Source organism: Vibrio sp. 1F169 (assembly GCF_041439605.1).
Lineage (GTDB): Bacteria > Pseudomonadota > Gammaproteobacteria > Enterobacterales > Vibrionaceae > Vibrio > Vibrio tasmaniensis_A.
This window is the reverse complement of the sequence record NZ_JBGOOI010000061.1, coordinates 16,544-27,637: the sequence shown is the minus strand read 5'-3', so window position 1 is coordinate 27,637 and position 11,094 is coordinate 16,544. Positions and strand designations below refer to the sequence as shown.

8 protein-coding genes are annotated in these 11,094 nt (G+C 43.9%); 6 read left to right on the top strand and 2 right to left on the bottom strand.

The window, feature by feature from the left end; all coding sequences use genetic code 11:
• Window positions 1-148 precede the first annotated feature (148 nt).
• Window positions 149-1,519 (bottom strand): L-serine ammonia-lyase, encoded by a 1,371-nt coding sequence (locus ACED53_RS18340; protein ID WP_017100653.1) that lies wholly within the window; start codon window positions 1,517-1,519, stop codon window positions 149-151.
• A 376-nt stretch (window positions 1,520-1,895) separates the two neighbouring features.
• Between ACED53_RS18340 and ACED53_RS18335 the strand changes: the two genes are divergently transcribed.
• Window positions 1,896-2,774: a YdcF family protein gene (locus ACED53_RS18335; RefSeq protein WP_017100652.1), complete on the top strand. Its 879-nt coding sequence runs from the start codon at window positions 1,896-1,898 to the stop codon at window positions 2,772-2,774.
• Window positions 2,775-2,997: 223 nt separating this feature from the next.
• On the opposite strand, the gene ACED53_RS18330 is transcribed toward ACED53_RS18335, so the two are convergent.
• Window positions 2,998-3,252 carry a DUF333 domain-containing protein gene (locus ACED53_RS18330; RefSeq protein ID WP_009845615.1) on the bottom strand — a complete coding sequence of 85 codons (255 nt, stop codon included), beginning with the start codon at window positions 3,250-3,252 and terminating at the stop codon, window positions 2,998-3,000.
• A gap of 369 nt (window positions 3,253-3,621) precedes the next feature.
• Between ACED53_RS18330 and ACED53_RS18325 the strand changes: the two genes are divergently transcribed.
• From ACED53_RS18325 to ACED53_RS18305, 5 genes are all read left to right on the top strand, one after another.
• Complete coding sequence (locus ACED53_RS18325) at window positions 3,622-4,140, top strand: NUDIX hydrolase (protein WP_009845614.1); 519 nt, start codon at window positions 3,622-3,624, stop codon at window positions 4,138-4,140.
• 504 nt (window positions 4,141-4,644) lie between these two features.
• Window positions 4,645-6,756: an LruC domain-containing protein gene (locus ACED53_RS18320; RefSeq protein ID WP_017100650.1), complete on the top strand. Its 2,112-nt coding sequence runs from the start codon at window positions 4,645-4,647 to the stop codon at window positions 6,754-6,756.
• Between the two features lie 12 nt (window positions 6,757-6,768).
• Window positions 6,769-7,302: a hypothetical protein gene (locus tag ACED53_RS18315; protein WP_017100649.1), complete on the top strand. Its 534-nt coding sequence runs from the start codon at window positions 6,769-6,771 to the stop codon at window positions 7,300-7,302.
• A gap of 226 nt (window positions 7,303-7,528) precedes the next feature.
• The gene (locus ACED53_RS18310) at window positions 7,529-9,292 is read left to right on the top strand and encodes an ABC transporter ATP-binding protein (RefSeq protein ID WP_017100648.1); all 1,764 of its coding nucleotides are present in this window, start codon (window positions 7,529-7,531) and stop codon (window positions 9,290-9,292) included.
• Window positions 9,286-11,064: an ABC transporter ATP-binding protein gene (locus tag ACED53_RS18305; protein ID WP_017100647.1), complete on the top strand. Its 1,779-nt coding sequence runs from the start codon at window positions 9,286-9,288 to the stop codon at window positions 11,062-11,064. The genes ACED53_RS18310 and ACED53_RS18305 overlap by 7 nt, the downstream gene beginning before the upstream one ends.
• The last annotated feature ends 30 nt before the right edge of the window (window positions 11,065-11,094 follow it).

The window sequence follows — 11,094 nt, the reverse complement described above, 5'->3', positions numbered from 1 at the left end:
CTTCTTGAAGATAAAAGCGGCTTTCCCCGGAAAGCCGCGATGAACCATAAAAAAGCCAGCTTGGTGGCTGGCTCTGTTTGGGTATCGAAAACGACGTTTACGAGAATGCTGTCTCTACAGCGGCTTTCTCGACTCGTGTTCTTAGCGGTTATTCACAAGGAGGAGCCATGTGGATCACGGCCAAGCCACCTAAGGACGTTTCACGGTACTTTTTGTTCATGTCTTTACCTGTTTGGTACATGGTTGCGATAACCTTGTCTAACGAGATAAGACACTTACTGGTGCGTTTCAGCGCCATACGTGATGCGTTGATGGCTTTCATTGCGCCCATTGCATTGCGCTCGATACATGGCACCTGAACAAGACCACCGATCGGATCACATGTCATGCCTAGTGAGTGTTCCATAGCGATTTCAGCTGCAATACAGATTTGCTCGTTGCTACCACCGCGTAGGGCGGTTAAGCCTGCTGCTGCCATTGATGAAGACACGCCAACTTCGCCCTGACAACCCACTTCTGCACCAGAAATCGAAGCGTTGGTTTTGTACAAGATGCCAATAGCGCCAGAGACTGCTAAAAAGTCTTTCAACTGCTTGGTGTCTAGCTCTTTGATGAAGCGGTGGTAGTACATTAGTACCGCAGGGATAACGCCAGCCGCTCCGTTAGTTGGCGATGTTACGACTTGTCCACCCGCAGCGTTTTCTTCACTCACAGCAAAGGCAAATAGGTTAATCCAATCCATGATCTCCATTGGATCGTTTTCAATCGAAGCATTGGCCTCAAGCTTTTTCAAAAGAGCAGGGGCTCGACGCGTCACTTCAAGACCGCCATCAAGGATGCCTTCGGTGTCGAAGCCTCGCTGCATGCACAGAGACATCACCTTCCAGATTTGGTCGGCTTTCTGGTCAATCGCATCCATACCTTGGAAAGACACTTCATTACGCAGGATTAAGCCTCCAAGGCTAAGTCCTTGTTGCTCTGATAATTCAAGTAGCTGGTCAGCAGAAGTAAAAGGGAACTCAACTTGCGTTTTCGCTTCTTGCTTGCCATTTTGTAGCTCATCAGCGGTTGCGATAAAGCCACCACCAATTGAGTAATATGTTTCCATCTCTAAAAGACTACCGCTTGCGTCAAAAGCAGAGATGGTCATGCCATTTTCATGCAGCGGAAGGTTGGTTTTATGGAACAGCAAGTCGCTTTCTACGTCGAAGTGAATTTCATGGTTACCGCTAACCAGTAGAGACTTATCTTCAATTGCTTTACGCATTGCTTTGTTAGCACTGGTAATTTTAATGGTGTCGGGGCGGTTGCCGAGTAAACCTAATAAGGTTGCTCTGTCTGTATGGTGACCAATACCCGTTAATGATAACGAGCCGTATAAGTCGATTTGAATACGCTCTACTTGTGTAAGCTGAGCATCAATTTTTTGGGTAAAGTTAAACCCAGCGATCATTGGTCCATTTGTGTGGGAGCTGGACGGTCCAACCCCAATTTTGTAGATATCAAAAATAGACAGCATAGTAACTTCCTGTGAAGACGGTTCGATGAACGAACTCTGTGTAAAATTTGTATTTCGTTAGTTCCACTTCTGTGAGTGAACCTGTTCTTTGGGTGAAGCAGTTCTTTGGCTGAAACAGTTATTCGATTGAGCTGGCTCTTTGCTTTAAAGGTCTCTTTTATTGAAACTCGTGTTGAGCAAGCATAGAGCGATGAAATACAAGAGCGTGCTATGTTTGCTTTAAAGCGACACGTCTATTCTTGTATTACCCGAGATGTTGCTATCAATAGTGAGCATTATTGATAGCAACATGTAAGAATTTCAAAATACTTTTGTTAATAAGTATTGTATACATAATTCACTCCATCTAATCACTAAAACGAGACTTGAACATAAAATGAGCATTATTCACCTCCTTATTGTGCTAGGTAAGCGACTTAATGAGAATAAATTGACTAATGAAGGAATCAGTCGAGTTGATGCTTTAGTTGAGTATCTGGCTGGGCCTTTGGCTGAAGAGTCGAACCAGCAAACGGCTGTGGCGTTCTGTGGTGGGGTGACACAAGGCCAAACCGTTTCTGAAGCCGATATGATGCACGAGTATTTTCGAGAGCTTGAAAATCAACGTGAGTATCCGTTTCCCATAGGGGCGGTTTTACTTGAGCAGCATTCGACAAATACGGTTGAGAACATTCAAAACTTGGCCTCAGAGATGATTGAAAGTGGGCTGTTTACACGCGGGCAGAGTGTGAAGGTGACGTTCGTTTCTAATGACTACCACTTACAACGTATCTTCGAGATTCAATCACTGATGGACGAGCAAGGTTTGCTAAAGGTTTTGGTCGAGAAGTGCTCTGCACTTGGGGTGGAACTACAAATAGATCCTCAGCGAGAGGCTCATGTCGCGGTGCCATACCCTCATCAAACAGAGCAAGGGCAATTGTTTCTGTTAATGGATGCTCTGACGACCTACCGAGTCTATCTTGAAGGTGTCTCTGTGGGTGCATTTAAGAGGGATTTGGATTCAGTAAGACGAGAGCCAGAAAGGTTGTCTTTGGAAGCCTTGTTAGCGGCAAAGGAGTTAGTTGGGCGTTCATCTCATTTTGATATCGTAGAAAGCTTGCTTCTAGTGTTGGAGACCTGCATCCAAAATACCCCAGTCGGAATCGACATAGAAAAAGTTAAGGAGTACCTAGCATTGCTCGATACTAACCTGACTTTATTGAATCGTTATTTAGATCCAGAATCAGATCACACACATCGCTGGTGGAGATAGCGAAAACACCAATATTAGTAATACTGGTAGGTAGCCCAAAGGTGCTTTGTGTATAAAGGTGATGTGTGTATAAAGGTGATGTGTGTATAAAGTTGATGTGTATAGTAAGGTAAACCGACCGCTCGATAGCGAACAGTTTACCTAATGTCATGTGATTGGGTGGCATTCGTGAAGGGTTAACGTCGTGTATAGGTGTGACGTCAACAGTTCACGATGTCGCAGCTTAGCTTTCTTCTTTTTGCTCATGGTTGTTGCGGTAGTATTCCCACTGTTCGATACGTTCACCGTCATCAAATACACAATAAGTAGTGCGTTGATTGTTTTCAGTTACGGTGTCTAATTCACCATCTTGTTGAACACAATAAACCGCAGCTGGGTTAGCCACTGAAACACGTTGGCCTTCGCTATATTCTGCATAGTCGTTTGCACAACCGCCCAACACAACGGCAAATACAGCCATCAAACCAATTTTCTTCATGTTTATCTCCTACGTGATAACTCTATAATCGAATGCGTTAAGTTCTACAGAACCAGATTAGAAGCTCTATGAAACTAGTATATTTTAGATTTCAGAAAAGGTTGTTCTAATTTGGTCAAGATATTGAAATAGGTTGATATTTCGCTATTTTTACTGCTTTTTGAGTGTTTGATCATGCTGGCATAGCTGGTGCTCTAACAGGAACGGTCTCTGTCAATAAAGTGCTACTTGATGGTTATTTCTACTAGATAGCAGTGGGCGAACAGCGATCAAAAGCAGAGGTTATGTGTTCTTTCAGGGGACGGAGAACGTCGAATCTATTGATGATTATGATATGATGCCGCCAAATTCAGTAGAGCAGTCAGAATCATGAGACACCTAAAAACCACTATTCACCCTGATATCGATCACCTAGACAATAAGACGGTATATAAGCGCAATGCTGCACGTGCGATTGTGTTAGATGGCGAAGACATTTTGATGCTTTATACAGAGCGTTATCACGACTACACCATTCCTGGTGGTGGTTTGGATGACGGTGAGGATGTGATCGCAGGTATGGTCCGTGAGCTTGAAGAAGAAACGGGTGCGAAGAACATTCACAGTATTAAACCGTTCGGTATTTTTGAAGAGTTTCGTCCTTGGTATAAAGATGACGCGGATATAATGCACATGATTTCTTACTGCTACTCATGCAAGATTGATCGTGAGCTTGGCGAAACAGCTTACGAAGACTACGAAGTGAAAAACGGGATGAAACCGGTGTGGATGAATATCCATGAAGCGATCGCTCACAACGAAAAGACCATGGCTGAGAGCCCTAAAAAAGGCATGAGCATTGAACGTGAAACCTTTTTGCTGCATTTAATCGCAAAGGAAATGCTGTAACCCTTTTAATAAATCAAAACTGTTTAAAAGTAGAATGTTTTAAACAGTTTTGTTCACCATGAACCAACAATAATTCCTCCCTCCTTTAGTTGAGCTAACCCATCGTAATTTTAGTTTTAAGCAAAACGCCTCCAGTCCGTAAACAACCTATCCGTTTCCAACCAGCATAGAACGTTTCCTTATCTAACAGACTTTCAAGTTGACTAACCTCTCATCAAATTGATTCTTATTTTGAAGAAAAGACCGTTTCATTCTGACTGTCATTTAAATTTAGAAAAATAAGTCTTACTTTTCAATGTTATACAGTGGTTTTGAAACGATCGGAAACTTGGCTTCTCTTTTGCTTCTTTGTATTAAGCAGCTCGCGTTATCGGCACCAACACAATCAACAAAGATGCGAATAGTTTGTTTCAGAGTTAACTGAGACGCTTCTTTAACTTGCCGTTCAGAGTTCACACACTTTTCAAGGAAATCGCTCATGCGAAGAAGAAGTCGAGGTTTACTATGAAATACAAGCAAGTTATTTATCTTATGACGGCAGTTGCCAGTCTCCCTGTCTATGCAACGACGGTAGATCTGGACTTTTCAAATCATGTAGAGGCGACGAACGGCAGTAGTTCGTGGGCTGGGCCAACCTATGATGGATCTTCGATGCACTTCCTCAACGTTGGTACACATGATGGAAAAACAATAGATGCCAAAGTGTCTAGTAGTGTGTTTGGTGATGCGACATTTTTGTTTCATGCTCCCAACTACAAAGTTGGTGCAACACAACCCTCAGGAGATATTGGTTTTCTCTATCAAACTAACTCTGCGGGCTCTGCAGGTCTAACCTATACCTTTGAATTTTATGATGGTACGGATGGACTCTCAGGTACGTTCTCAGTGCCTTATACACTTCCCGAATTTGACATGATTGGCTATGACATTGATGGCGAACCCGTGCAGTCGGAGCAAGTAAGAGTGTTTAAAAGTGAAGGTTTCTACAGTTATCAACTTGGTAGTGCTAGCGCGAGTTTGACGGCGGAAGAGAGTGCCGATGGAACGTCGGTTCTATTCACCGGGCCAGGTACGAACTATTCGGAAACCGACACCTCCGGTGCTGTAAAATTCACCTACAAGAATACCTCGATTGTAACTCTACAATTTGAAACGGTTACGAGCAGTAGCAGTAGTTTCCCCAACCCGATTTTCTCGGCATTTGACGGTAACTGGGACTTATCTGGATTTACTACGCCAATAGAAAGTTCAGATGAATCTGATTTTGGTGACGCTCCTGATAGTTATGGAACGTTGCAGGCGAGTAACGGTGCTGAGCATGCGATATCTTCCACGCTGTACTTAGGTGCTAGTGTTGATGCCGATACAGATGGCCAACCTGGCACATCATCCAACGGCGATGATTTGGACGTTGGCGGAAATGATGATGACGGGATTGCACTGTTGACGAACCTTGAAGTCGGCTTAGACAGTTTAATTAATGTCAACATTGTGGGGAGTGGTTATCTGCAAGCTTGGGCTGACTGGGATATGAATGGATCTTTTGAGGATGACGAGCAGATATTAAAAAATCATTCTGTTGTAGATGGAAGCCAAGTCGTCCCTATTCGAGTGGGTGATGATGCTGTCGTTGGGAGCGTACAAACTCGATTCCGTTTAGCGAGTAGCCCTAACATTCCGAGTGACGGTTATGTTGGTGATGGTGAAGTTGAGGACTACGTGTTTAACGTTACGGTTCCTGGCACAACGGTTCAACATTCGAATTACTATACAGCGGCCTTCGAAGATAATTGGCCAGAAGTTGGTGACTTCGACTTAAATGACGTTGTGGTTTACTACCGTACCACCATTTTAAGTAAAGAGGACGCAGTGCTTCGAATGGATATTACGGGAACCATAATGGCCTACGGTGCTTCTTATGGTAATGGACTGGGATGGAAGCTTGATGGCTTCGATGAGTCAGATGTCGATCTTCAAACGGCTCGAGTGCAAAAGAATGGCGCGACTCGGGTAAATATTTCGCCGTTTACGGGGGAAGACAAAAGTGTTGCATCGCCAGGGGGAGACCTCGTTGTTGTCGCGTCGTTGAACCTAAAAAATGATCTGCCGATTAACGGTGAGTGTATGTTCCACCGTACTAATCCTTCTTGTAGTCCGACTTTAGAAGCTGACCAAATGACGTTCAGTATTTCTCTGCCGTTTGCTTCTGGAAGCGAGCCCACAGCGAGTTCACTGATGCCATTAAGTGGCTTCGACCCATTCATCTTTGGTGCGGGCGCGGGTTATTACCATGGTGACAGTTTCTCTACATCGCCGGGGAAAGACTTAGAAATCCATACTGCGGACTTCCCACCAACGTCGCGTGGCACGTTAGTGAGTGATTTCTATGGTATTGCACAAGATGATTCAGACCCGTCTAGTGATAAATACTACCGAACGACACAAAATATGCCTTGGGGTATCTTAATTTCATCACCTTGGAATCATCCATCAGAATACATTGATGTTAGTGAGGTGTACCCCGAGTTTGCTGAGTGGGCTACATCAGGCGGTGCTTCAAAACCAACGTGGTACCAAAACCCTAACGCCAACAAAACTTGGTCAACGGAAGATTAATCAGGAGGATTTATGAAAACAATCAAACTAATTTTTAGTGGTGTAGGCTTTGTATTCCTTTCAGCTTGTGGCGGCGGAGGTGGAGGTGATAGTACCGCTTCATCTCCAAGTACTGTCGCTCCTCCGAGCAATACTACGGCTCCGGTCTCCGTCACTCCTCCGAGTAATTCGACCGTTGGTAGCAATAACGTGGTGACACCTGCTCCAGTAGTGATACCGCAGTCTATTAAATCATCTGAGTTATCTATACCGGAAGGTTTTGATTTTTCTACGGAGAGAGAAGTGTCTGTAAACGTTGACGTAGCAAGCTCGCAAAGTTCTCGAGGTTTTATGAGTATTTATACAGAGTTCAATGGTGATGTTGTCGATTACACCTCACAAGTGCTGAGGAGCCCAATCAATCAAGATATTGAGTTCTCTGCAACTCTCCTTTTACCCAATCATGTAGATAAAGTATGGGTTGAAGTCTGGTATCCGTCGGCAATGGGAAGTGAAGTGAAACTCCTTGTAAATATTGAGGACGATAATGTAGACGTGATTCTTTAATCTTTATCTTCTACCAAACAACGTTACCGCTATTTAGGCGGTAACGTTGTTTTAGGCGCTTTTGTTGTGAATTTTTCTAACATCGAGACCTGAGATAACCTGTATAAAATGAATGGAGTGATATTATCAATCCGGTGTTTTAGGTTTATCTTTACTTAAGTGACGCTCGTTTCTAGCTTTACGAAATCACCAAAACTCGGTGAGCCTGCCCTAAACAAAGAAGACTATGAATAAAAGACAGTTTGTTGCCCACTATTTACGCATGAATCACACCTCGTACTTACTGGCGATTGTGTTCATTTTTCTCGTTAACTGGTTACAGGTAGAGATCCCTCGTTATATCCAACTTGCCATCGATCTTATTGAGGATGCTTCAACAGCGGGCCATCAGCAGCTTCAAACCTATGTTTGGATCGTGGTCGGCATGTCGGTTGCCATGGTGGTGGTGAGAATTCTGTCTCGTATCTATGCGCTTAATCCGGGGCGAATTACAGAAGCAGCACTAAAGAGTACACTTCTACAAAAGCTGAATCGCTTACCGAGCAGCTTTCATGAACGCTTTGCATCTGGTCGACTAATTTCAATCATGAATAATGACCTTAGCGGCATCCGACTGATGTTTGGTGTGGGGTTTCTTCAGTTCTTCAATGCGTTACTCGCGCTATCGCTGACACCTCTTTATATGTGGCGTATATCGCCAGAACTCACACTGTATTCGATTATTCCTATCTCAATCGCTTTTGTGATTTTTCGGGTGGGCTTCAAGCGTATGAAAACGCTGCATTTAGAGCACATGAAACGTCTACAAAACTTGTCTGCTCAGCTAATGAGTTACCTGTCTGGGATTGATTTGATTAAGAGCCAGCAGATGTCACCTTGGGTGAAAGCTGAAACTGAAAAGCTGAATCAGTTATTACTTGAATGCCGCCTTAAAATTACACGTATTCAAGTCTTCTTTATGCCAGTACTCGACTACGCCAATGACCTGATGAAAATCATCATTCTTGGGCTCGGTGGCTACATGTTAATGAGACAGGAACTCACACTTGGTGAGATTACTGCCTTTCTGACTTACTCGGTTTTGCTCGCAATGCCATTGATGCAGCTTGGCAGAATCGCGACCATTTATCAGCGTGGCATGGTCGGCATTCAAAGTGTACAAACCATTCTTAATGCAAAAATTCCAGACCTTGATGAAGATAAGCTCACTGAGTTAGATGTTGAATCTCTGAAGGGAAAAACGTTTTCTATTCGCAACCTCAGCTTCAGCTATTCAGGTGAAGAGCGTCTGATTCTCGATGACATCAGCTTTGACATTCCAGCAGGTAAGAAAGTGGGTGTGCTAGGCGGAATCGGAGCGGGTAAAACGACATTAGTGAATTGCTTGAACCATCACTTGGATGTACCAGAAGATTCAGTTTTCCTAGGCGAAAGAGATGTCACTAGCTTCTCACGCAGTGATTTGCGCCGTTACGTGAAAACCGTGACGCAAGACCCTTATCTGTTTTCTGCAACCGTCGAAGACAATATCCGCTTCGGTAGCTTAGATACTGACTTGGCAAAGAGTCAGGTTGATGAGGTTTTAGAACTGAGTCAGTTAGCCAATGACGTTACACGTTTTGAGCATGGCGACCAAACCTTAGTCGGTGAGAAAGGGATCATGTTGTCGGGTGGTCAGAAACAGCGCTTGAGCATTGCGCGATCTTTATTGCAACCCACCGACCTGATCATCATGGACAACGTTCTATCGGCTGTCGACTATGAAACAGAACGTAAGATTTTAGAGGGCTTGTTTAAGCACTTGGAAAATCAATCGGTACTTGTGGTTTCACACCGTGTTAATGCCCTTGAATATATGGATGAAATTATCGTGTTGAACGAAGGTAAGGTGATTGCGAAGGGCGACCACGCGACGTTATTGAAAACGTGCGATTACTATTACGATACATGGCAGTTACAGCAGAATGAAACGGAGGCAGCAGCATGTTAAAAGGTGTTGATCTCAAGTACCTCAAGCACTTTTTTAAGTTTGCTAAGAAATACAAAGGCTCTGCGATTCTGGGCATCGCTATGCTTCCTCTTTCTGTCATCACGAGCTTGTTGTTCCCTTGGCTGATCATTCAAGTGATCGATGTTCACCTGAGTCATGGGGATATGGATGGTCTGCTCGAATACGTCTTCTATCTCGTTGCCGTGCTGGTGGCGAGCTATGTGGTGGATACCACCTATTCGTACAACCTGCGTAAAACCGGGCAATACACGATAACTGACATGCGCTCAGTGTTGTTTGCTCGTGTGCTCAAACTACCACGCAGCTATTTTGATAACACACCGATTGGCGTAACGCTTTCACGATTAACCAGTGATTTGGAAACCATCGGCGAGACGTTTGTTCAGTCGGTTGTCGGGCTAGTTAAAGACAGCATCAATACCATTGCTCTGTTAGTGATGATGTTCTTTATTGATTGGCAGTTAACGATGATTGTATTGATTATTATGCCGCCAGTGATGTATTTGACTGTGTATGTGAGAAACCGACTTCGTGCTTTGTATAAGGTGACTCGTTCTTCGCTGGCTCGCGGTATTGGCTTTTTACAAGAAGTCTTATTTGGCATGAAAACCGTTCAGATGTACCGAGCAGAAGATCAAGTAGAACAGCGTTACCAAGGCTATACCGATGAGTTTTTAAGAGCGCAGAAAAAGATAAATAAATACGATGCGATTTTGTTCTCGTTTATCTCTGGCATCACCTCTATCACCATCGCAATTATGATCTGGTATGGCTCTGAGCAAGTGATAGAAGGGGCACTCACGTTGGGTGTGCTAATTGCGTTCATCAACACCTTAGAGAAAGTGTTTGTTCCGATCCGTGACTTTACTTCGCAGATTGCTTCGATTCAGAGTTCATTTGCAGCGTTTGACCATATTGAAGAGCTGTTTGTTGAGCCGACTGAAGAAGAAGGGCGCAACCTGTTGCTATCGAGCAAGGTTGAAAAACAGCTCGAACAGTTTGTGAGCCTAGAGTTTAAGAACGTGAGCTTCCGTTACAAAGACGACTCTCCTTATGTTCTAAATAATGTATCGTTTTTATTGGAGAAAGGGCATCAAATCGCGCTTGTAGGTTCGACGGGGTCAGGTAAGTCGACGGTTCTGCGTCTAATCTCTAAAACCTACCAAGACTATGAAGGCAGCATTTTGTTGAATGGATTAGAGCTGTCTCAGATCTCAAGCGAAGACTCTGCTCATTTGTTCTCAATGATGATGCAAGACGTGCACTTATTTGAAGAGACCATCCAATTCAATATCGCGCTGGGTAAAACGCATCTATCTAGAACTGAGGTTGAACAGGCTGCGCGCTATGTTTATGCCGATAAGTTTATTGAACAATTGCCACAAGGTTATGACTTCCACTTGGAAAAGAACGGATCCAACTTGTCTGTAGGGCAAACGCAGCTTATCTCGTTCGCTAGAGCGGTTGCACAGGGTGGTCAATTGATGATGCTTGATGAGGCGACCAGTTCGGTAGATTTAATCACCGAAGACCTAATTCAAAAAGCAATGCAGCGCCTTTTCAAGGAAAAAACCGTGATTGCGATTGCACACCGTTTGAGTACCGTTCGTCACTCAGATACGATTTTGGTGTTGGAAAAGGGTGAAATTGTTGAGCAAGGTAATCATCGACAGCTAATAGCACACAATGGAATTTATGCAGGATTGTTGGAAGAGTCCGTGGTTGGAGGAATCGATTGTAGAAGTGAGTGACTATCGAGCTATAAATAACTATTAACTAAT